At 28.0% G+C, this 24,172-nt stretch carries 17 protein-coding genes; 4 read left to right on the top strand and 13 right to left on the bottom strand.

Features of this window, described 5'->3' with window-relative positions:
- Positions 1 to 11: 11 nt before the first annotated feature.
- From N5A56_RS06635 to N5A56_RS06620, 4 genes are all read left to right on the top strand, one after another.
- Positions 12 to 1,397 (top strand): PcfJ domain-containing protein, encoded by a 1,386-nt coding sequence (locus tag N5A56_RS06635; RefSeq protein WP_088355075.1) that lies wholly within the window; start codon positions 12 to 14, stop codon positions 1,395 to 1,397.
- Positions 1,398 to 1,547: 150 nt separating this feature from the next.
- On the top strand, positions 1,548 to 1,733 hold the full coding sequence (locus tag N5A56_RS06630) for a hypothetical protein (protein WP_088355074.1): 186 nt from the start codon (positions 1,548 to 1,550) through the stop codon (positions 1,731 to 1,733).
- A 48-nt stretch (positions 1,734 to 1,781) separates the two neighbouring features.
- Positions 1,782 to 3,122 (top strand): DUF2779 domain-containing protein, encoded by a 1,341-nt coding sequence (locus N5A56_RS06625; protein ID WP_088355073.1) that lies wholly within the window; start codon positions 1,782 to 1,784, stop codon positions 3,120 to 3,122.
- Positions 3,123 to 3,143: 21 nt separating this feature from the next.
- On the top strand, positions 3,144 to 3,701 hold the full coding sequence (locus N5A56_RS06620; protein ID WP_088355072.1) for a hypothetical protein: 558 nt from the start codon (positions 3,144 to 3,146) through the stop codon (positions 3,699 to 3,701).
- 10 nt (positions 3,702 to 3,711) lie between these two features.
- Here N5A56_RS06620 and N5A56_RS06615 read toward each other — a convergent pair whose 3' ends face one another.
- The 13 genes from N5A56_RS06615 to N5A56_RS06555 form a co-directional block, all read right to left on the bottom strand.
- Entirely contained in the window at positions 3,712 to 5,676 is a 1,965-nt protein-coding gene (locus N5A56_RS06615) for a hypothetical protein (RefSeq protein WP_274270283.1), read from the bottom strand.
- 113 nt (positions 5,677 to 5,789) lie between these two features.
- Positions 5,790 to 6,407 carry a hypothetical protein gene (locus N5A56_RS06610; protein ID WP_274270282.1) on the bottom strand — a complete coding sequence of 206 codons (618 nt, stop codon included), beginning with the start codon at positions 6,405 to 6,407 and terminating at the stop codon, positions 5,790 to 5,792.
- Positions 6,397 to 7,980, bottom strand: a complete 1,584-nt coding sequence (locus N5A56_RS06605; RefSeq protein ID WP_088355070.1) for a hypothetical protein — start codon at positions 7,978 to 7,980, stop codon at positions 6,397 to 6,399. Before N5A56_RS06605 ends, N5A56_RS06610 begins: the two co-directional genes overlap by 11 nt.
- Before the next feature lie 29 nt (positions 7,981 to 8,009).
- Positions 8,010 to 11,063 carry a type I restriction endonuclease subunit R gene (locus N5A56_RS06600; protein WP_088355069.1) on the bottom strand — a complete coding sequence of 1,018 codons (3,054 nt, stop codon included), beginning with the start codon at positions 11,061 to 11,063 and terminating at the stop codon, positions 8,010 to 8,012.
- A gap of 3 nt (positions 11,064 to 11,066) precedes the next feature.
- On the bottom strand, positions 11,067 to 11,402 hold the full coding sequence (locus N5A56_RS06595; RefSeq protein WP_265724760.1) for a protein NO VEIN domain-containing protein: 336 nt from the start codon (positions 11,400 to 11,402) through the stop codon (positions 11,067 to 11,069).
- Positions 11,381 to 15,610, bottom strand: coding sequence for a sacsin N-terminal ATP-binding-like domain-containing protein (locus N5A56_RS06590; protein ID WP_265724759.1), 4,230 nt, complete (start codon positions 15,608 to 15,610; stop codon positions 11,381 to 11,383). The genes N5A56_RS06595 and N5A56_RS06590 overlap by 22 nt, the downstream gene beginning before the upstream one ends.
- A gap of 183 nt (positions 15,611 to 15,793) precedes the next feature.
- Positions 15,794 to 16,672 (bottom strand): hypothetical protein, encoded by an 879-nt coding sequence (locus N5A56_RS06585; RefSeq protein WP_088355067.1) that lies wholly within the window; start codon positions 16,670 to 16,672, stop codon positions 15,794 to 15,796.
- Between the two features lies 1 nt (position 16,673).
- Positions 16,674 to 17,942 (bottom strand): restriction endonuclease subunit S, encoded by a 1,269-nt coding sequence (locus N5A56_RS06580; protein ID WP_088355066.1) that lies wholly within the window; start codon positions 17,940 to 17,942, stop codon positions 16,674 to 16,676.
- Positions 17,942 to 20,326, bottom strand: coding sequence for a type I restriction-modification system subunit M (locus tag N5A56_RS06575; protein ID WP_088355065.1), 2,385 nt, complete (start codon positions 20,324 to 20,326; stop codon positions 17,942 to 17,944). The genes N5A56_RS06580 and N5A56_RS06575 overlap by 1 nt, the downstream gene beginning before the upstream one ends.
- A 58-nt stretch (positions 20,327 to 20,384) precedes the next feature.
- Positions 20,385 to 20,747 carry a hypothetical protein gene (locus N5A56_RS06570; RefSeq protein ID WP_088355064.1) on the bottom strand — a complete coding sequence of 121 codons (363 nt, stop codon included), beginning with the start codon at positions 20,745 to 20,747 and terminating at the stop codon, positions 20,385 to 20,387.
- Between the two features lie 200 nt (positions 20,748 to 20,947).
- Complete coding sequence (locus tag N5A56_RS06565) at positions 20,948 to 21,247, bottom strand: hypothetical protein (protein WP_265724758.1); 300 nt, start codon at positions 21,245 to 21,247, stop codon at positions 20,948 to 20,950.
- A gap of 40 nt (positions 21,248 to 21,287) precedes the next feature.
- Positions 21,288 to 21,605 carry a hypothetical protein gene (locus tag N5A56_RS06560; RefSeq protein WP_274270281.1) on the bottom strand — a complete coding sequence of 106 codons (318 nt, stop codon included), beginning with the start codon at positions 21,603 to 21,605 and terminating at the stop codon, positions 21,288 to 21,290.
- A 32-nt stretch (positions 21,606 to 21,637) separates the two neighbouring features.
- Positions 21,638 to 24,118 carry a hypothetical protein gene (locus N5A56_RS06555; RefSeq protein WP_274270280.1) on the bottom strand — a complete coding sequence of 827 codons (2,481 nt, stop codon included), beginning with the start codon at positions 24,116 to 24,118 and terminating at the stop codon, positions 21,638 to 21,640.
- Between the last annotated feature and the right edge of the window lie 54 nt (positions 24,119 to 24,172).

Raw genomic sequence — 24,172 nt, 5'->3', positions numbered from 1 at the left:
TATTAGAACTAATGACTCAAACAAAAAATAATGATGCTATTTTAGAAATATTTATAGTGAATAAATGTGATCCATGTTTAATAGAATGGTGGATAGAAATAAAGGATTTGTTTAATGAAAATTATAAAAAAAGAATCTATGAGTGGATATTATTTTTTGATAATATTGATGATTCAAAAACAGAATATAATGATTATCAAACTCGTAGCCTTTTTAATGATACTGTAAACGCAATTTTTCAACTGTCTTTGGATGAAGAGTGGTTTTCACAGACGAATCACGAATTTAATATTAGCAAAAAATTTTATCATTTAGTTTTTACTTCAGGAAATTTAACTCATTTTCAAGATGAGAATGATGTGTTTTATTTCTTAAAAACAAGCATTGTTTACAGCTATTTCTATGGATTAATTAAAGTTCCTATTATTGAAGCTTCTAAAGTGTTACTTCCTTATCCTAATATTGAGAATCAATCTATATTTTTTAGAACTCTTTTTAGTTCTTATTCAAACTCGTGTGATTTAATATTATATAAGAATTTTCTATATATGAACTTTAACGACATGAAAATATTTATAAAAATTATAAATGGTAAAAGCATTCGAAAAATAAAAGAAATGCCTTTACAATATTCTAAAAAGCAGGCAGATATTATGTTGCATAGAATTCCTCGCTTTTTAAAGATGAAGTGTGGTGTTTTTAAAGAAGGGTGGTACTTGTCTAAATTGCTTTCGATTAATAGTGATGAGCAATTTTTTTTAGATTTTTATCACGGTTTGCGTTTAGATCACAAAATTAATATTTTTTTTATTCGAGATTTTGTCTATTGGAAAGAAGTATATCTATTTTTAACTCAAAATGAACCTCAAATAAATACATATAATAGATATGGATTAGGTCATATTTCAATTCGAGATATTTTAGATTATCTTACTTATAAAAAATACACTGAACTTAAGGTTGTTCACATTAAAAAACGTTCTCTCTTAAAACTTTGTGGAATCGTACAGGACTGGGATTTTTTCTCACATAAGAATATCTCTAAACCTAATAAAACCATTTCTTGGCAAAATGAAAGCATTGAAGTATGGGTTTTTGATTTAGCAAATATAAAGTATCAAATTAATGAAATTTCGGATTCAGATATGCTCTATCACGAAGCTGTTACTTTAAAACATTGTGTTTATTTATATTTAAATGATTGTATTTCTAAAAGAATTAGAATTTTTAGCTTAAAAACATTTTGTAAATCTAACTATAAGCATAGTATTACAATAGAACTAAAAGACAAACAAATTATACAGGCAAGAGGAAAATATAATAGAATTGCGATAAAAGAAGAATTAATAATTCTAAATGAATGGGCTACAAATTTTGGTTATAAAATGTTAGCATAAATAAAAGTAAGTATTTGTACACAAATTAACTTTGGTAGTTAATTTGCAATATTGCTTTAAGTTTTATAAAAAAACTTAATTATCAAAGAGGCGTCACAATTTGGCGTACCCAGATTTTACTTTTGCATGATAATCAATTAAAAATAAAAAATGAGTAAACTAACATGTAAGCATTGTGGAAAAGATTTTAGAGCAGGAAACCACTGCCTGCATAGTCCAACAAAAAAACATCAAGCATTAACAGATGGTGTAAATTGTGTTTGTTGCGGAAAACCATTTCACGTAGGAAGACATTGCACTCATAGTCCTACTAAAAAACACTTATTAGATGTTTAAAATTGGTTAACTTTAGTTACTTAATGTAAATTGTGAAAAAGAAAAAGTATGTTATCAAAATCAAGATATTTAAAAGGATTAAAATGCACAAAAGCATTGTGGTTAAACAAGTTTAAAAAAGAAGAAGTTTTTTATTCTGACAGCACAAAAAGAGTATTTAGTCAAGGAAATACTGCTGGCGATTTAGCACAGCAATATTTCCCAAATGGACAACTGGCTTTGGTTTCTAATTATCCAGATTCCAAAGCTATTGCAAAAACTAAAGAATTAATTGCTTCAGGAGAAACCACAATTTACGAAGCTACATTTGCAGCTAAAAATACTTTAGTTGCTTTAGATATTTTGCATAAAATTGATGGAAAATGGCATGCTTTTGAAGTGAAAAGCACTAATTCAACAAAAAATGAACATATTAGAGATGCAGCTATTCAATATTATGTAATGACGAATTCTGGAATTGAAATTGAAGATATTTCTATAATGCATTTTGATAGAACCTATGTTAGAAATGGGGAATTAAACTCAAAGGAATTATTTACTTATGAAAGTGTAATCAATAGAATTCAACCTTTTTTAGCAGATATTCCTGCAAATATTGATCGTTTTTTAGCCGTTTATAAAAATGCAGAACCTACTGTTTTAATTGGTGCGCATTGTAAAGAACCTTATGAATGTGAGTTTGCTAATTATTGCCATCAATTACAAGAAAATAAAGATTTAATTAATGTTGAGCAAACACCAAAATCAACGGACGTAAATTATAAAGATGATACAGAAATTCAGCATTTTCTAAATCAACATTCATACCCAATTTATTCTTTCGATTTTGAAACCATTATGTATGGTATTCCTGAATTCAATCAATCTCGCCCTTATCAACAAATTCCTTTTCAATACAGTTTACATTTCCAAAAAGATGCTAATACTGAACCAGAACACTTTGAGTTTTTGGGGAACGGAGTTGATGATCCAAGAGAAGAGTTAATTAAGAGTATGATTAAAAATTTCGGCAAGAAAGGTTCTATTTTAGTCTATTCGATAACATTTGAGAGAACTCGAATTTATGAACTCATAAGAGATTTTCCTGAATATGAGAATGAATTAACAGCTATTGCCAATAGATTAGTAGATTTAGCACCTATTTATAGAAAACATATTAAAACAGAACAGACCCAGAAAAAATGGTCTTTAAAAGTAGTTTTGCCTACGTTTTTACCTCAATTTTCTTATGAAAATTTAGATATTCAAGACGGAATGGCAACAATGGATGTTTATAGAAACCTTTCGGATTTATCGAAATTAGATCTAATAGAAGCTCGAAGGAATATGTTAGAGTATTGCAAGTTGGATACTTTGGCAGTTTTAGAACTTTATAGAATCTTAAATTAGACTTAAGAATTTAAAAAAAATATGAAAAAACTGATAAAATTTGCAGACGATTTTAAAAACCTATGGGAAGAGTTTGATAAAACTATTTTTTCTGACTTCGAAATAGAGAAAATTATAAATGAATTGAAGTTAAAATCAGAAAGAAATGAGGATTATACAACAATTGAAAATGATTTTGGAGTATATGTTTTCTTCATTAAACCTCATGAAAATTTCACAAATGATTCTTTATTAGCAGCTTGGAGAGAACCAAGTTACAGTAACTACCCAAAAGTTGCTAAAACAAGATTTAACAGCTACAAAAACATAAATATTAATGAGGTCTATCCTTTTTATATTGGTAAATCTGAAAAATTAGGTAGTAGAATTACAGAACACTTTACACATAAAGGGACAACTTCGACATATAGTTTAAAGTTAAAAGATAGAACTCTTTTTGATAAGAATGAAATCACTTTTGCTTATTGGAAATTACCTAAAGAATTAGAAAATCATCCAAAAACTCTCAAGCAATTTATTATTACAGAGCTGGAAAAGAAATTAAGAAACAAATTAATGCCTTGGATTGGAAAGCAGTAGTAATAAAAAATTAACCAAATATTTTTACGTTTTCTCCAACATACACTTTAAAACTGCCTAAATAATCTCCATGTTTAATATATTCACCTAAAGGATTTTCAATATCTATATAGAAATTTTTTCTAACCATTTTTAGCCTACAAAAACCATATCGAGTGCTATAAATTATCGAATTGGTTAAGTATGATTCTAATTTTTTCGAAATAATTTGTTTTAATTTTAATTGCTCTTTGAAAGCTTTATAATAAATAAATAATTCACTATTTAAAACTTCTTTCATGTCCTCTGAAGCATTATTCAACTCGAATGTTTCTAAATTAAATAAATCAAACATATTTAGTAGTATAAGTTTCCTAAAATTGACAAAGTGTTTACTTCCTTTAATTTCAGATAAATATTTATTTGTTAAGATTATTAGTTTAACAGTTTCCTCTTTATTAATCTTTAATTCTTCAGTTTTAATCGACCATAAAATAGTGAGTAACCCTTTATTCAGAAAAGAAGCGATTAAAGAAGTGTCTAAATATGAATTTATAAATTTATCATTGATAAAAGAATTAAAATTAGAAATAGGTTCAGTAGGAGTGGAAGTTATATTAACGTGTTTCTGATTTTTAACAAAATCTTCAAACAAGTGTAATTTTAAATATTCTATGTTATACAAAACCTCATTTCTAATCGCAGTAATTTGAGATTCCAATCGCACCAAACTAAATTTCTTTTCTAAAACACTTAATTCTTCAATATTTCTATATTTAATTTTTATCACAGAAATATCTTCAGAATAGCCTTCTTTCCAAAAATGCAATAGAATGTGGAATCCAATAAAAAGTGCTTTTATAGACCTTTCATCTTGCTGAATGTTCTTTTGAAACCTTTCATCAATTAAACAGGTTACAGATTTTACGGTATTTGCTATTTTATTTTGTATTCTTTGACCTTCTTTGGTGTTTATGCTTCTACGCTGGTTATCTAAATTAATTTGACTGTTTAGTCCATCATCTCCAGCTTCTATAGCTAATTCTTCATTATTGTTAGATAATTCATCTATTTGGGTATCTCTAATCTTTAAAACATCTAAAAACTCTTCTATCATAGATGTAATGTTATCTTTAGTAACAAATTCATCTATGCCTAACATAGCATTTGTGTTATATTCAGATTCAGTTATAACTTCTCCATCATCATCTTCATCATTATCACTTAAAGGAAGAATTGACATCGTTTTACTTTGGTTCTGAAACACTTTTTCAGAATCTAAAAAATCTAAAACGAGTTCATAGTTTAGAGTATTAAAAATATCTAAAAATTCAAAACTTTGTAATTTTGCTAACCGCTCATCTGGATTTGATTTTTTGAGAATGGATGTTCTTTGAATTAAGGAAAAATTAGAAACTCTTTTTAGTGAATTTATTTCATAAAAGGCAAATTTGAAAACTGTTTCAACTTTTTTAAGTTTACATTTTAAAACTGACTTATCTATTAGAATATTTATTTGCTCTAGTATGTTTTCATTATTATCGAAGGTTTGTAATAAAAATTTTTCTGATTTTATTTCCTTTAAGTTGATAATTAAGTTATCCTCTTCTAATTCGGAGTGTTTTATTTTTATTGAATTTGACTGCTTTACGTTATCCTCTAAAGTTCTTTTAATAAATTGTGTTGGTTTTAAAAATCCAATTTTCGGAAAATTAATACCCAAATCTTTAAAAAAATCTGTTCTTTTTTTCGATTTTAAAATTATAATAGCTTCTTGATTTACAACAGCTCTTTTACTTATTCCAAACGCTTCTAAAGTAGCGTTTGCGCTTCCTAAAATAAAAATGGTTTCTTCGTCATATTCTATTTGTATAGCTTTTGCGTGTAATCTTTGAATACTATTTTTATTGTTTTTTTCGAGTACATCAGACCAATCAGAAAATTGTACAAAATTATTTTTGAAATTATAGGGAAGTAATCCGTTTTCGGAATCCACAACGCAATGAATATTATTGGTTTTATATTCTTCTATTAACTTATCTATAAAAGCGCCATCTGAATTATAGTAGGGAGCAATGATTTTTATAGATTGTGGGTTTTTGGGGAAATTTACAAACGTTCTATTATATAGAGATTCATCTTTGTTTGTATATGAAAAAAATAAGAAATATCTTTAATAAAGAAATCTTTTGAAGTGTCTTCTTTTAGGTCTAATATCCAAGGTGCGTGTTGTACTACCCAAGAAATTTTTAATTTATTAATTCCATGAGTGTAGTTTTTTAAATTTTCAATGAAACTCCACGCAGATTTAAAAATTGATTTCGTATCATTTTTATCTTTAGTATAATAGAATGATGACCAAATTTCATCATTGTAAAGCATACCACTTGAAGTAATATTTCCACTTCCAACTGCTAAATAACCTTTTTCTTTTCCCGCTAAAAAAAGTGTTTTTGGGTGGAAAGCTCCAGATGTTTTTATGGGAGTTATACTGTAATTAGCTTTAAATTTTTTGTGAGAAGTGCCCAAATGAGAGGACAAATATTGCTCTAACATAGTTGCGTCTACAAATAGATTAATATTTGTTACACCTGCACTTCTTAATTTAGGTAGTATTAGATGCTCGAAAAAAACTAAATCTATACTATAGCTTGTAATTACACAGCTATGATATTTGTTTTTCCCTGTACCTATTAATTCTAAAATATTAGCTCTTTCAATTCTCATAAGTCAAAGAATTTAATTTTTCTTTCCCCAATACTGTTAACTCAATTTTTTCCTTTTCAATTATATTAAGATCTTGCATAAAACCATACAAAGTATGAATTCTTGGAGATGAATAATCATAAATAAATGAATCTACAAAGCGAATTAAACCTTCATCTCTGTAGAATTTTGCGCTATTTTGGGTGTCATTAAGTTTCTTTAAAGCAACAAAATAGTGTCTGTTGATTATTTTATTGGTAAGGAAATAGGTAATGAATTTTTTAATTGAAATATTTTCTTTGTCTTTAAACTCTGTCATTGTTTGAAGAAAACTGCCAGACGTATGGATATTAAAAGAATTTGAAATTTTTAAAAGTTCATCTTGAATACTATTATTTTCAACAAATAGTTTTTGAATAGCCAATAATGCGTAGATAATTTTTTGATAAGCATCTTTTTCTTTTTTTGACAACTCTACTAAATGCTGAATGGTTAAGTCTGATAATTCAGTTTTAAAGAATAGATCTTTTTCTATATCGATATTTTCTTTTTCAAAATAATTCTCTATTTCTTGAATTAAATTTTCTGTAAATGTTACTTCACTTATCCAACTATTGTTAGATTTATCATTTAAAATCTCCAAAAAAGCATCTAAACAACCAGTATTTGCAACACTCCAGAATTGTTCCATTATAAAGAAATACCATAATTTTTCAGCGAGTATTTTATCCTCATTCCAACCTTTGCTATAAATGGTTAATGGAACATCTAATTGATTAAATTTTTCAGTAGGTTCTTGTAAGTTACTGCTTTCTAATAATAGTTGTATTGTAGCCTTTCTAAAAAAAACATCCTTTTTTTCTTTAGGTCTATCTGTACCAGAAAATAATTTCCATAAAAGTTCTTGCTCATCACTATTAAATGGCACAATAACCATATTAAAGTCGTTTGATAATTTTTCTAAATCATTTTTAGATACACTATTGCTTTCTATCGCTTCTATAAAAATAGGCAACGTATTTTTGGTGTTTTTTTTAAAGGAGTCTGCTAATAATTTACCTGAAATTTTGCTTTCGTGTTTAAAATCTGTTCGGATATATAACCCTTCAATATTTCCTTGATCTCTTAAAATACCCAGTTCTTTAATCGAGCTAATATAATACTGACCAAGCACGCCTCTTGGATTCTTCCAATAAGAACCTTCACTACTTTTTCCCTCTTGTGTGCCTTCAATTAGATTTATCACATCATTATTTAACTCATAAATAGTTAATGCTTTAGATATTCCTGGAACACCACTTTGCTTTTTATGGGCACTAATTAATGCCAATAAAAATTCGGCTCTTCTTAAAAATTTATTTTGATTTTTCTTTGATGTATTTCTTATGGAAGTTGCGTACCAATCAAAAAACCAGCAGTAAAAAGAATAGTATCTTATTCTTTGTGTAACGTTATTTAAACCTGGTAATAGTAAATCAAAAACACGTTCGCTTGTTAAGTTTAAACCTAACTGATCTAACCCAGAAATAGGGTAGTGAGGTTTGCCCAAAAAAGGTGCTTTTACAAGTTCTTTTTCAAATTCTCTTATACTCATTATAAATCGCTGTTTTTTTTAGAAAAAACTTATATCTGTGACATTCGTTTCATGGTATCAAAAAAGGCTTTATAAAAAGCATCATCTTTAGCATACAATCTGTACAAATCTAACTCTTGTTTACGTTGTTTAGACATTACTTCGTCTAATATTTTTTTGAATGCTAAATTTTTATTTTGTTCATCTCCATTTTCAAGTACTTTAGATTGAAAATCTTCATGCGCTTGAATCGATTTTGTTAACGTAATAAATTTTACCCTTTGGTCTTCTGGAGTAACTTCCCAATTTTGAAACCAACGTTCATTAAAGCTACTTACAATTAAATCTAATGGATCATGTTCCTCTCCATTTCCATGAGCTCCTCTTGGGTTTGGGTTTTGTGGATCTACTTCGGTTTCATCTGCATCTAATTCTATCGCTTCATTTAAGCGAACTCTTTCTAATCCATAAGTAGATAAATCAACTGAATTTAATAGTTCATCTAAAGCATCTATTTCTGTATCGTTTATTGGAAGTTTCGGAATTAAAAACTTTAAAAACCAAAATAGTTTTTCCCAGTTTAAAACTTCAAAATCAATAATTGAAGCCATTTGTCCGTAAATTTTTACAAACTGTTTTGCTTTAATTTTAAAATCAGCTTTTTCATCATCTTCTAATTCCAATTCGTGTTTAAAGCGTTCGGCTGCTCTTTCAATAATTTTACCAATAACTTCCGCTTTTTCTTTGTTGAAGAATTTTATATTAAAATCTTCTACTTCTATCCATTCATAAACACCTCTATCGTCCAAAACCTCTTTTAACTCATGGAGTACATTTACGTCTGTTGCTTCATTTAAAGAAGTTGCTGTATAAAATGGATCAAAAGAAGCCTTTATTTCTGCAGAAGAATTAAAAAAGTCTAATACAAAAACATCTTCTGTTTTCTTGCCTAATTTAGTTGCAGCTCTGTTTAATCTTGATAGTGTTTGGACAGCTAAAACGCCTTGTAGTTTTTTATCAACATACATTGCTGTTAATTTTGGTTGATCGAAACCTGTTAAGTATTTATTAGCAACAACCAAAATTCTGTAGGCATCTTCATCAAATTTATGGCGGGTATCTTTTTCAGGAAAACCATTCATTTCAGCTTCAGAATATTCAATTCCGTTGATTTCTTTTGTTCCAGAAAAAGCAATAGCAATTTTAAAAGGACTTCCTTTCTCTTTTAATATTTTCTGCAAAGCTTTGTAATACTTAATGGCAGAAGCGATACTTTGGGTAATTACCATCGCTTTTACCTTTCCTTTTAGCTTTTTCTTATTGACAATATTCGGAATAAAATGATCTAAAATTATTTCTGCTTTGGTATGGATGGTTTGCTGATGTTGCTCTACATAAGCTCGTAATTTTTTCTGTGCTTTTGCACCGTCAAAAAACGGATTGTTATCAACTGATTTTTCTATCTCGTAATAACTTTTTAAGGTGGTGTAATTTGCTAATACATCTAAAATAAAACCTTCTTCTATGGCTTGTTTCATAGAATATAAGTGAAAAGGTTTAAAAGTACCATCTTCTTGTTTTGTACCAAACTTCTCTAAAGTAATTGGTTTTGGAGTTGCTGTAAATGCCAAATAACTTGCATTATCTCTTATTTTTCGAGACTGCATCGCATTTATTATTTTGTCCTGGGCATCTAATTCTTCATCTTCATTTACTTTTGTACCCATAGCTCTGTTCATATTATCATGAGCTGTTCCACTTTGGCTACTGTGTGCTTCGTCTATAATTACTGCAAAACGTTTTTCGCTTAAATCGGCAATTCCATCAATGATAAAAGGAAATTTCTGAATCGTAGTAATAATGATTTTTTTCCCTTGCTCTAAACTTTCTCTTAATTCTTTGGATGAATATGCTGGTGAAACAATATTTTTTACTTCAGAAAAATCTGCAATATTATCTCTTATTTGTTTGTCTAATAAACGTCTGTCTGTTACAACAATTACAGAATCGAATAATGGTTGCGTACTTCCTTTATTTCCTGCTGCTTTTTCGTTTGCTGGGTAGGTTTCTATTAATTGATAAGCAGCCCAAGTAATAGAATTCGATTTTCCTGAACCTGCAGAATGTTGAATCAAATAGGTTTCTCCAACTCCTTTTATACTTGCGTCTTTAATAATTTTTCGTACCACATCCATTTGATGATAACGTGGAAAAAACAAGGTTTTACTTTGTAAAGCGTCTTTCTTTTTACCATCTAAACGCACAAAATGCTGAATGATATTCGCAATACTTTCCCTCGTAAAAACTTCATTCCACAAATAATTGGTTCTGTGACCAATTTCGTCTTTTGCAACTTCTGGATTTCCTTTTCCGTGTTTATTTCCTTTGTTAAATGGAAGAAAAAAAGTTTTATTTCCATCTAATTTAGTGGTCATATACGCTTCATCTGTATCAACTGCAAAATGAACAATACAGCGTGCAAATTGTAATAAAGGTTGTTTGTTATCTCTTTGTGTTTTGTATTGTTGTTGCCCATGCACTCTTGCATTTTGCCCTGTCCAATGGTTTTTTAACTCCATAGAAACTATTGGCAAACCATTTAAAAAGAACACCAAATCTATTTCTTCTCTTGGGTTATCTACTGAATAACATAATTGTCTTGTTACGCTAAATTTGTTCTGCTCAAAATTATCTTTTACAGTTTTACTACTACTTGCTAATGGCAATTGGTAAAATAATGTAAAATGAGCATCATCTACTTGCAAACCTTTTTTCAGTAAATAGAGAATGCCATATTTCTTTACCAATCGATCAAACCGATTTAGAATTTTCAACTTCCAATCGCTTTGTTTTTGTAGTTTTTCTAATTCTTCTTTCTGCGTATTTTCTAAAAAAGACCAAAAGAATTGTTCGTCTATCGCAAACTGTGCATTAAAATTAGCAGATTGCCCAATATAATATCCTTTGCCAGTTCTGTAGATTTCTGCATTTTCATTTACTGCATCTATAGAAATATTTTGGGCTTTTAATTCTTCTAAATTAGTACCTGTTAATATTTTTTCTATATATGCTTCTAATGCTTGTTCGTTTGTTTGGCTATGCATAGTTTATTTATTATTAACGATTTCTAAATGAACTAAATATTCATTTACAGTTGTTTTATATTTTGGATTTGAAAAGAAGTCATAAATTGGAATAATGATATTTTTATCTTTTACTAACCATATTTCATAATTTTCTTTTTTGCTTAAGCCAAAATCGTATTCTGATTTTGATAAATGAAAACTACCAAAGTCAAAAGATTTTACTTCAACATACTTTACATCTCCATTTTCATTTGTATACTGAATATCATAATGATAATATGGATCAAATATAGCTACAGGGTCAATATCCTTGTAATTGTTATTTATAAAATAATCTAACACAACTTTTTCTGCCACATCACCTTTCTTTTTTTCTTTTTATCATCATCAAAAGAAGGTATGTAAACACCTCTACCACCTTTATTCTTTGACTCAGAAACCTCTCTTGATTTTAAGGTATTACTATTTAAAATTGTAGGTTGAATATTTTCTTCTAAAGAATTTGATTCAAGTATTTTATCCTCTTCACTCTTCTGAACCCGTAGATTTTCTTTTAATTCTACTTTGATGTTTTCTATTGCAGATTCAAAAAATATTAAACTCATTAGCTTTAAATTAGTTTCAATTAACCTAACTTCTTCTGAATTAAAATGCTTTAGATTTAAAATTCTTTTTTTGTCTAAATTTAAAATTTCAACTAATTCTAAATTGGTATACTTTTCTTCGATATATTCCTTAACAATTTCATCCAAACTAAAATCAAATTGAAATTTCAACTGATTTGCTTTTTCTGAAGTGAATTTATCTTTGTTTTTATATTTACCTATTAAGCTTAAATACTTCGATTGTTCATTGATACTTAAATTTTCTAAAGATTTCCATAAAGAAGATTTAATTAAACTAGATTTTTTTTCAATTGCTTGCTCAATTTTTTTATAGTTTAAATTATATAAATCAATTTTATCAAAAGCCTTCTTATTGTAGGTTGTTATATCAATATTAATAGTGTCAAATAATTTTTCAATAATCTTATAATTCTCAATAGTATTTATAAAAGAATAACCAATATTCGGCAATAACTCTAGGTTCAAAACTTCTAAAATCCGAGAATAATCGTTCTTATCTATGTCTGAAGAATTCCAGTCTCTTATTTCGTAGATATTTTTCCAAAAACTAGTCTTTTCATTAGCTTGTCCTAATAGAATTTTAGCTTCATCTAGTATACTTAACCCAAACTTTTGCTCAATTAAATGAGTATTGTAATTTTCGGTATTTCTTATTAAATATCTAAAATCATCTTTCTCGTTATTAGTATCAAAGGTGTTGGCTAATATCTCTGCAAAAACATCTGCTAATTTAGGTTCTGAAATTATTTTATCAATATCTGTCCCGTTGACAGCTATTAAATAGTGATTATTACCTTTGTAATAAAACTCAAAATTATCGATTACAAATAAATTGTTCTCAATTGAACACTCTATTTTATCGCATAATTCTATGATGATATTTTTTAGTTTTGAAGCATCAGCTTCTTTGCTTTTCTGTGTATTTAAACTATCTAATCTAAAAGAAAGCACAAAAGGTTTAAGGTTTTTAAAAATCTCATTAAAATCAGCCGATAAGTTTTTATTTATAATAGCCTCTTCCAATTGTGAATCTAAATCTTTAATATCATTTATATTAAATAACTTTATTGCAGTTGCACCACCAGATCTAGGCGGGTAATTTAAAATAGGGTATTTATTCGTAAGGTTTTCTGGTAACTTTATATTATCACTAAAGTAAACTTCTTCTTGCTTATATAAACTATAAACTCCGTTACTTTTTGCAAATAGACTTACTGGTTTAGTTAATTCTTTATTATTTTTTCTGTAATGTTTATATACTTTTTGATAAAAATCCTGACTTCCTTTACCTTCTTTTTCTTTGGCAAATTTGTTTAATTTTTCAAAGAGATTTGTAACGTATTCAATAGACAAATCATTAAAATCTTCTTTTGCATTTAATAAAAGTAAACTACTGTTAATCTTAGTTTTACTTATTTCATTTTCTGTAAATAAAGAATGTGTGTAGTTTACTCTTATATCGTTTAGCCACTCAGTTTTATCCTCAATTAGTTGATTATGAAACTGAAATTTACTATTTGATAATATTTTATATTTAATATAAGAAGGCTTACTTGGTATGCTATAAAAATGTCGATAGTTAACTTCTCTTATTTTATACGTATTCTCGTTTTCTTCATCGTTAAGTTGTTTCTTGAGCTTAGCATCTACATTAATCCACAGTAATAATTTTTCTATAGAAATTTGATTTAATATTTTTTCAAAATCTACTATTTCCTTATAAGAAATAATATAAGCTCTATAATCTATATTTGAGTTATTATAGAATTGGACATACTGCATAAAGCTATCCAAACCACTTGAAATTGAAACTTGTGAGTTATATTTTGCATAAATATTAGTTTGTAACCATACCAAAAACTCTTCAAATTTGTTTATATCAAAATCTTCTGCATTAGTAGCTATACCTAATTTTTCTGGTGAGGCAATATACTCTGGTTGGTCGTATATGCTTTCAAAGATTTCTTCGGTTAATTTCCCTTTTGGGTAATATGCTGACAAATACAAGTCTTTACAAATTGCTATATCTCCAGTTTTATTAATTGTCCGAACAGAAACTTCTTGACTAAATTCACTTACGTCATCGGTTTGTAAAAAATTATGGTACAAACACCTATTCATTTCCTGAATTAATGAAAAACTATTTGCTCCAGTAAGTTTTAACTTTTTATTAGTTTCAGATATAATTTTTAAAGCTAACCTATTAGGTTCATATTCATTTATATTGCAATTATCATTAAGTTGTTGCATTACAAAACGACTTCTACCTAAACTTTTCTTGCCGTCGTAACCAAATAAATTTGAAAGTTTGTGATACAATTTTTCATTCAAAAATTGAATTTTGGTGTCGTCAGGTCTTATTAAATTTTTGTCTGTCGTTTTAGGTGTAAAAATATATTCGTCTGCTTTAATTGGATTTTCAGCTTCATCTACTAAAAAATCAAATTGTAATGAAGGAAAAGCTTTTACTATTTCATAAATAAAAAGCGCTCTATTTTCAATACTTAATCTTGTCTTTGAAATCGTATTAACAATAGTTATAATATTTGTAATAGAACCGTTGAGATTATAACTTAATAAATTCACCCTTTCTTCAACAGAGATAAGATGGTTAGGGAAGAAACGCTCTAAAGACAGTCTTTGAATCATTTTACTAAATGAATCACTAATGTATATAGCATCACTTTTTTTATAGTAGTTATTGTCGACGCAAGGAAATAATTTTTCTGATAAAATTTTACTTTCTAAAATTTCAAAAAAAGCATTTAACGACGTATTGGTTTTATTATGTTTTAAAAACAATAAAGGTTTCCAACTTGCTTTAATTGTTTCTTTAGAAAAATGCTTAGCTGTATTTATTATTAATGTTGCTAATCTTTTTAGAATAAATTCATTTCTACTGATACCATTCTCATTTTTATCGTTTGAGATTCTTTTCCTGTTCTGGTCTAATTCAAAGGTACCGTGTATTAAAAAAGGAAACGCTAATGGCTCTTCTGTTAAAAAATAAGAAAACAATCTATTTACATTATCAGAGAAATCATTTTGGAAAGCTAATTTAAGTTGATAAAAATCTTTGTTAGTGGATTGTTTATTTTGGTATTTATCATCTAACGGATTTGATTCTTCTACAATATTCCAAGTTTTATTATTTATGGTAATTACAGAGGTTGGTGCTACAGTAGCAGGAATAATTTCTAATTCCTGTTTTTGATTAATTAAAATATCTTTTTGATTCTTGAAACCTTCAAACTTTACGTGTTCTATTGTATTTAAAAACAATAAAGTTTCTTCTGTAATACTTTCTACTTGCTCCACAATATTATCATAAAAACCATCTTTATAAGATATTTCTATGGTAGTTGTGTAACCGTTATCCAACTGTTTTTCAGTTATATCAGGATACGACAGTAAGGGTAATGGTACAACATTTTCTACTAAACCTCTTTCTTGCAACAACGCCAAACGATTTTCTTTAGAAGGGTGTAAAGTGTGAAACGCTTTTTCAATAAAATGAGGCGCATATTTTAAACATATACCATTACTATAAATATTAATTTCATTTGCCCAATTTATTATAGAACGAAAACCAAGTCCTTTATTACCAATAAATTTACCTGAAACTTTAGAAGATAAACTGGCGTAAAATAATGAGTTATACCCTTTTTCTGAAAAGGGTGTTCCAATATTAGAAATACTAAAAGTATTACGCTCTTTATTAATTTTAATTAGAACTTCTGGTGAATTTTCATCATCACAGTTTTGAAATAATTCTAATACTTGTCTACCATTATACCCTTTGTTAGTGTCGCTTTCTGTTTTGAAAGCACTAAACATTAATTGAGGATCTTTGTAATTAGAAAGAACTTTAGTTCGGAGCTTAATTAACTTATCCTTTAGAATGCTTGTTTCATAATTTAAAGTTGTAGTATTTTCCATACTTAACAAGACTTTACATTAATAACTAACTTTCCATTTTTCATTCTTTTTTTATATTTTTTTAACATTTCAATTTTCTGCTTTTTCTTTTCTAATAACTTTACTTTTTACTATAGCTGTAGTCAATACCCAATTCTAAACAAATTATTTTATTGCGACTTATGAGTATCAGTTTATAATTTTTTAATCAATATTATCAGATCTATTTATAATAATTTTAAATGTCGGATTCCATCCAGCCTTTTGAGAAGCCAGTGCTATTTTATTGTCATTATTAATTTCTATATCTTTATTTGAATCTTTGTCCTTTTCAATATCTAGAGAATCGTCTTCTAAAGAAACTTCTGAAATAGGTAAGAATTTAGAATTGTAATTATCTATTTCTGCTTTAGCATATAGTGTGCCATCTGCTTTATCCAACATACAACAAACTAAAGTTCTCCATGGTTCACTATTATGTGGATGTATATCTTCATAAGTAGGATTTACAAATCTTGTTCCTCTTGCATTACGTGTTAACCCTAATTTCTCAATAATTGGAACAGAAACCAATGAACAACCTAATTGATCTTCTGTGTAAGGTCTATTACAAGAATCGTTTTTTTTAAAGTTATAATCTTCTGATCTGTATTTACCATTATAAAGAAGGTAGAAGGCTGTGCAACCGCTGGCAGCTTCTAAAAGTTTTAATTTATCCCATTGGTATGTTGGATTAGTTTGACTATAACCGTCTCTTAATGTATTATATCTATTATTTGCTTTTAATATTTTTGCTTGCAATGCAAACCATCGATATTGGTTTTTAGTAGTTTCTACAAATACATCAATATCACTTCCATACTTATTCTCGTCATAACCAGGTTTAGCAGAGACATCAAAATTGCCATTTCGATATTTACTAAATCTTAAAATATCTACTAAAATATCATAAGTAATTCCTTCTTCTCTTAAATTTACATTTACATCATGCGCATCAGTTATTCTTTTCCAAACTTTACTTGCGATTTCTTCGAATAACTCACATCTACCTGAATCTATTAAATTTTTTTCTGCTTCTGTCATATTAACAAACCTTTACCTTACCAGTTACAACCCCATTTATTAAACTACTTTTATATTCTTTTAACTTGGCAATCTCTTCTTGTTTTAAACCAATAGCAGTTTCTATTTTTTGTGATGCGTTTTCTATATATGCCGAAATTTCTTTTTGTTCTGAAATAGTTGGTAGTAAAACAGATAAATTATTTAAAAATTTTCCGTTTACGTGAGGTATTCCCATTCCAATAGTATTACCTCTAATTTCCCTTTCTAAAACCGTTGAATAATACCATGCAAAGTTTTCATTAATTCCTTTGAAAATTATATGTGCAACAGTAGATGATATTACTCCTTTTCTACTTTTTATAAACTCACCAGAATTTGAGCCATCCCACAATAAAAGAGTTTCACCAGAATTTATTACAATAGCATCTTTATCGGAAACCCATTGATTTTCTATTCCGCCACGCAAATATTCCATACTCATATATGGAGGTAAGTTATTATAAGGATTTGATACAATTTTATTAGGTAATTTCCCTTTATTCGCTTTAGCTATAAACTTAAATCGTTTTAATTCCCAATGCGTTGGAATATTACCAATCCAAACTACACCAGAATCTTTAAAAGCAACATTTTTATCTAAACCTTTAGTAACAGCCTTGTGTATTAAAATTTGTTTACGTTCTTTTAATAATTGTATTTGTTGTTCTTTTATGGCAATTGCATCTTCTATTTTAGTTGTTTTATCATCAAGAAAGCTTACAATGATTTTCTGTTCATCAAAACTTGGGTAAGGAATTACAACATCTCCAAATTTATCAAAGTATAATCGAAGCCTCATATCCATAATTCCCCGAGAGTGTTTTTTGAGTTCTGAAATACAAGCTGAATTTCTAAATAAATAATGATAAAAATTACTTTCGATATCAACTTTAGCTCTTAAAATATCATATGCTGGACTTGTGACACCATTATAATTTGATACACCAATTGCTCCCATCCAAGCAAGTAATTTGTTTACAATAATATCTCCTTTTTTAACTAACCAATAACCATCAGTAGTAGATGCTTTATTTCCCTTTTCTTTTAATTCCTTTCGAGGTTTTACACCAATTTCTGTGTAAACTGATAATAGTTCAAAATCATTATTATTTGGTGCAGGTTCAACAACTAATCGAAATATATTCTTTACACGAGTAGCTTCCCAGTGTTCAGGGATTTCTCCCAACCATTCTACACCAGAATCCTTGTAGCCTTTATAACGTTGTGTTTTGTTTTTTACTTTAAACATTATACAATATTTAAAATTTCTGCAATTAAACCATCACTTTTTGTTTCTAAATCTATAATATCTTTAGTTACTTCTTCTATATTTCGCAAAGGTTTGTGTTTGTAGAAGTATTTATTAAAGCTAATTTCGTATCCAATTTTGGTGGCATTTAAATTTATCCAAGCTTCATTTACGTGTGGTTTTACCTCCCTTAAAAAGTAACTATGAATGTTATCTTTTAGTGGCACATTTTCGGTGTCTCTTATATCGCTTTCTGTTTCGTAAACAATGTATTCGTCTTTTTTTAGAGACCTTTCGACTGCGCTCAAGGTGACATTTTGAATTTTACCGAAATAGCCAAAGTCGGCTAAATCTTCTTTTTTGCAATCTAAATGTTTTAAGAGTTTTGATAATTTATCTCCTGAAAGTTTTTCTATTTTTTTAATTACTTTTTCTGCATCTGCACAGTACCAGCTAACTGCATTTAAAATGGCTTTTTTATCGCTTGCAGAAATGTTTAATTTTTGTGCTTTAATTTCATCGTCAACTTCTTTTCTAAATTCATTAAAATTGTCGTACAATTTATCTCCAAATACATTTTGTAATGCCTTTGCACTATTTACCAAACGTAAATGTTTCTGCCAAGTATCTATTTTAATCAGTTTCTTTTTATTGGTAGAAGATAAATTCAATTCGTTTTTTTCACACCATTCTATAATTTCTTTTTGGTGTTTATTGATACCTGTGTAAACGTCTTCTCCAAAAGTTTCAAATGCATATTGCATCGGTTCTTGTAAAACTCTATCAAAACGTAAGGTTTCTATTCGTTCTGCTGTAAATTGTGCTTTTAATCTTTTGGGTCTTTCTATGGTTGCTTTGTAATAGCCAAAATCGGTATTGTCAAAAACTTTAGCTGCGATTTCGTGATTGCCTTCTTTTTCGGCTACACTCATTTTTGTGTAGGTTTCTACAATTTTAGTAATGTGTTTTGGAGTGAATTCGCAGTTTTTATTTCCTAAATTTTTACGTAATCTTCTGTACAATTGTCCTGCATCTATCAATTGTACTTTTCCTTTTCTATGTGTTGGTTTATTATTACTTAATAACCAGATATAGGTTGTAATGCCAGTGTTGTAAAATAAATTATTTGGTAATTGTACAACGGCTTCTAACCAATCGTTTTCTATAATATATCTTCTAATATTACTTTCGCCACTACCAGCATCTCCAGTAAATAAGCTACTTCCATTGTGTACACTTGCAATTCTTGTTCCTGCAGCACTTTGTTGTAAAGATTTCATTTTAGAAACCATTTCCATTAAGAATAACAATTGTCCATCTGAAGAACGTGGAATTGCATCTGCATCTTCTTCTACATTCCAATAATTATTCAGTTTTATTTGAAAACGAGGGTCTATAACATCTTTACCATCTTTAATATATTTTTGTTCGCTACTCCAAGATTTTCCATAAGGCGGATTTGAGAGCATAAAGTCAAACGTTTGTCCTGCAAATTGATCTGTAGATAGGGTAGAACCCACTTTAATGTTTTCGGGATTATTTCCCTTAATCATCATGTCACTTTTACAAATGGCGTACGTTTCGTCGTTTATTTCTTTCCCAAAAAGATAAACATCGCCCATTGCTTTTATCAAGCCTTTTTCATCTTTTATAAAATTCTGACTTTCTGTTAACATTCCACCAGAACCACAAGCAGGATCATAAATAGTCATAACTGGTGGTAAATTATCTTTTATTGGATCGAAAATAATGTGTGTCATTAAATCGATTACTTCACGAGGCGTAAAGTGTTCTCCAGCTTCTTCATTATTTTCTTCGTTGAATTTCCGAATTAATTCTTCAAAAACATACCCCATTCCTAAATTAGAAAGCGCTGGCAATTTTCTTCCTTCTGGATCTAATTTCTCAAAAGGGGTTAAGTTGATATTTGAGGATGTAAACTTTTCTAAAACATCTAACAAAACATCTTTATTCGCCATATGACGAATTTGATTTCTTAATTTAAACTTCTCTATTATTTCTTTAACGTTCGGGCTAAAACCGTTTAAATAATCTTCAAAATTTGCTTGTAATATTTGTTGACTATTGGTTGCAGTATCTTTTAATTTTTGAAGTGTCCAGGTACTTGTGTTATAAAAAACGTAGCCAGATGCTTCTCGCAAACCAGATTCGTCCCATTCTGTAAAACCTGCTTCATCTCTTTGAAAAGCTAATTCTTTTAAAACAGCTTCTTTTGTAGGTTCTAAAAGTGCATCTAATCTACGTAATACAATCATTGGCAAAATAACATCTCTGTATTTACCTCGAACATAAACGTCTCGTAAACAATCGTCTGCAATAGACCAAATAAAGGATACTAATTTATTGTGGGATGATTTATTCATGTATTTTTATCTTAATTGGGTAGTGTGTAATATATAACTCTGTTGTTGAACAGAATATTTAATCTTTTCCAAATACGCTATCGTAATTCATGGAATCTTCATCGAAATCGTCATCATGTCTATTAGGAAACATATAATCTAAAATTTCTTCCTTATCAAAAGGCTGTGTTTTCTTTATAAACCTTTTAATTTCAATTACTAATTTCTCTAAAGCATCAAGTGTTATGGATTCAGGAACTTCTGTAGTTGGAATTAAATTATATTTTGGATGATCAAAAACCCTTTCAGAAACATCACTTATTTCTTGTTCAATTTCTTCAATAAGATAGTGGAATTCTGTATCGTCAAAATTAGTATCATCTTCTTTTACTTTTTCTTTAAGTTCTTTGAAAGATTGTAAGTGGTACTCAATGGTAGTCATATAATTATATATTTATACATTTCTACAAAAATATAAGCATAGGTTCGACAAATAGTGACGTAGAAATATATTTAATGCAATTTTTTTGAGCTTTAAAAATAAGTAAACCATTTGATATATAATTATGGATTTCCATAATTATATAAATCTATAATTATAGAATTATATAAAGTTTTAAATATAAGTACTTTGTGTAAATTTTAATTTCTTGGATCAACAGCAATCCCCATCTTTTTAGATTGAATTATATTCATGCTACAAAACCCATATCTATTCGTGATTTTACCATAACAACCATAAATTCCCATTCCGTTTATTGGGTATTGATGCACTACATCTGTAAAATGTACAGCATCAAAATAATATCCATCTTCGTCAATAAAAGTAATCAATTTCACTAATTTATTTTTTGAGATGTTGTATTGTAGCCAGTATTTATGAGTTTTCCATAAATAAATAAATAAATAAATAAATAAATTTATATTTTTAAAAGCACTCATTTTTATGGATTTATAACGGGTGATAAAAGGTTGAATAATTTTAATTACGTAAAAATTTTCTTCTTTTTTCATGCTCGGCATACAAGAGTTCACTATCTCTTCTCGATTTAACATAATTTCGAATCGCTCGTGTTTTAGTACCCAATTTCATATCAATAACTAATTTTAATATTTTTTCCCATTTAGTAGCTCGAATAGCTCCAACGATTGCATCTCCTGGAAATGTTATTTGATTATCTGTCCATTTGATACTTTTGAAACAGTTTAATTCTTGATTACTATGAATATAAATCTCAAATGCCTTATTAAATAACTCCTTTTTATTACAGTGAATTATATCAAATGCAATCAGAATCATTTTTGGTTGCTTATTGTATTTTTCAATAAATCTTAATAAATAATTATTTGCTCTTTCTGTGTTGGCATTAGGGCTCTGAAAGAAAGCATTGGCAAAATGCTCTGAAATAAAAAAATATCTAAATTATCAGCCATATATTCGATTACTTCATCCAAAATATTTTCCACTCTTGGCAATTTCCAAATTACCGATAATTCTTTGTGATCTTTTGCTCTTTCTCTTGTGTTTTTTTCAAAAATAACTTTTGTGTATTGTAACAAAAAGCTATTATCCTTTTCAAGTATGTTTAATAAACCTTTACCTGAATAATCGAAACTATTAGTAAGTTGATCTTGCTGAATATAGGCTTTCTTTATTAGGTTTATATTATCAAATGAATTTACTGCTGAAATTAAAAATTCATTCCACAACCAAATTTTTATATTTTCAGTTTCAAGTCTTTTTACAACGATTTGAAGAGTTTTAAAAAGAATTTCAGGTTCAATAGTTTCATATTTTTCTACTCGTTCGATTCTAATTCCAAAATTCACTTTAATAGTATTTAATACGATAAAAAGTCTGTTAATATGCTTTTTAGTTATGGCTTGGGGAGGAAGGCTAAAAAGTAATTCTAATTTCCATATTTCGTTTAATTTTTTCAACCTAATTGCTTTCCAGAATTTTTCTCTTAATTCTGGATAACTTGTTAAGTTATCTATTGATTTACGTGATATATAAAAATCAGAGTTAGACTTATTTATATCTTGCAATTTTGCGAGTTCTATAAATGTTAACAATCCAATTTCACTATTTGCTTTAAGATTAGCTTCTATTACTTTATCGCAAACGTTATACTGCGAATACATATTAACCTCTTTCCATTCCAATATTTTATAATATTGTTTTATGAATAAATTAAGTTCTTTTTTTGATTTGAAGGTTAATTTTTTAGCAATATCAGAAGTTTTTAACTTTTCAAACTCATCGTAATCTTCAAAATCGTATTCTTCTTTTCCTCTACGTCTGTCCCAATTAACAAGCTCAAATAAATTGTAAGTAGGATGTTTAAAAGTTGTTTTGAGTCTTTTAAAATCAGGGTTACTATATTTTATTTCTCTTGAAGAGCGTATCATTTCTTGAATATAATAACAATGGCGAAAGGATTTAGCTTTCATATTTTTATCTATCCATGGAATTAGATAAACTAAATCAAAAGCAAACGTATATTTGTTATTGTTATCACCTGCCATTGAAAAGTTTAGTACAACAGAAAATGTTTCTTCAGGATAATTCTTATAAAGAGTAAAAAGAGTTTCTAAAATTTTTATACGAGATTTTTTAACAGAAGCTATATTCAAATCATCTTTTTTAGCTTCCTTCTTATTCTCGTAGCTCCAACGCAAAGATTTTAATAATTTTCTTGATATGGCAAAAAAGGCAAGAGCTTCTAATTTTCCATTTTTAGCTTCGTCAATTAAAAAATCTACAAGCTGTGAGTGTCTTTTAAAATGATCTATGTAGTCTTCTTCTGTAAATATTATGTTACTATCTATATTATATATTAATTGTGAAAGGTGCTGATTATTCTGTTTGACAAACAGAAATGATAATTCAAGAGCATCTAAAAAGAATGTTGGTTTTTTTAGAAAATTTGAAAGTAAGTTTAAATGTTTTTCACGACTGGAATTACTGGTAAAATCATTCGTTTCATATGTTGTTGTTAATTCTTTATTTTCTGAAGTATTAATAGAGCTAATTTGCTCTTCTAAATAAATTAAAGTTTCGTCTGGCAAAAACTCCCAAGCAAACTTCAAAAAACGAAAAGCTTTTTCATTGTCAGATTTAATAGTGGACCAATAAGAAATAAGCGCAGGTTTTATTTCTTTAGAGATGAATTCTTTTCCAAAATTTTGATGCATTGGGTAAACAGTATCCTTAAAACGATATTCTTGTTGTTCAAAGTAATTGTGGCAAAGAGCTTCAAACGATAATAGTTTATCTTTAACAAACACTTTATAAAAAAGATAGGTAGAAAGATTCTGTTCTCCAATTCTTACATGCTCATAGTTCAGTTCTATTAAATCTAAATTATGTAACCTATCAAAAGTTTCTCTTAACTTGTCAGCAGGAATTGAAAACGCATTGGCAACTGAATCTAATACTTGGTTATTATAAGGTAGCGTGTAAAAAAAGGATAAAATTCCTAACGCTTTTAGTACTATTTTATCTTTAAATGCGCCTTGGTCACTTACAAAAGTTTCAAAATATTGCTCAAATAAATCGGCTACATTATTTAAAGAATCAAGATTATTTGTTTTTCTTGCTATCATCGCCATCATAACTGCAAGACGAGCATTTCCTTTTGCTAAATCATAAATTTTATATTGATATGTTCCATTTAAAATACCAAAAGGCTCTTTTTCTATAATGGTTTTAATTTCTTCAAAATTAAAACCATTAATTTTTACAATAGAATTTTTATACAAGTATAACCATTCACTAACATTATCTAAAGCATAATCACGTACTGTCAAAATAAGTTTTAAATTGTTATGATTTAAGCTTTTATAGAACCCTAAAATTTGATC

This window comes from Polaribacter ponticola (assembly GCF_026191475.2).
Classification (GTDB): domain Bacteria; phylum Bacteroidota; class Bacteroidia; order Flavobacteriales; family Flavobacteriaceae; genus Polaribacter; species Polaribacter ponticola.
This window is presented reverse-complemented; position numbering and strand designations above follow the sequence as displayed.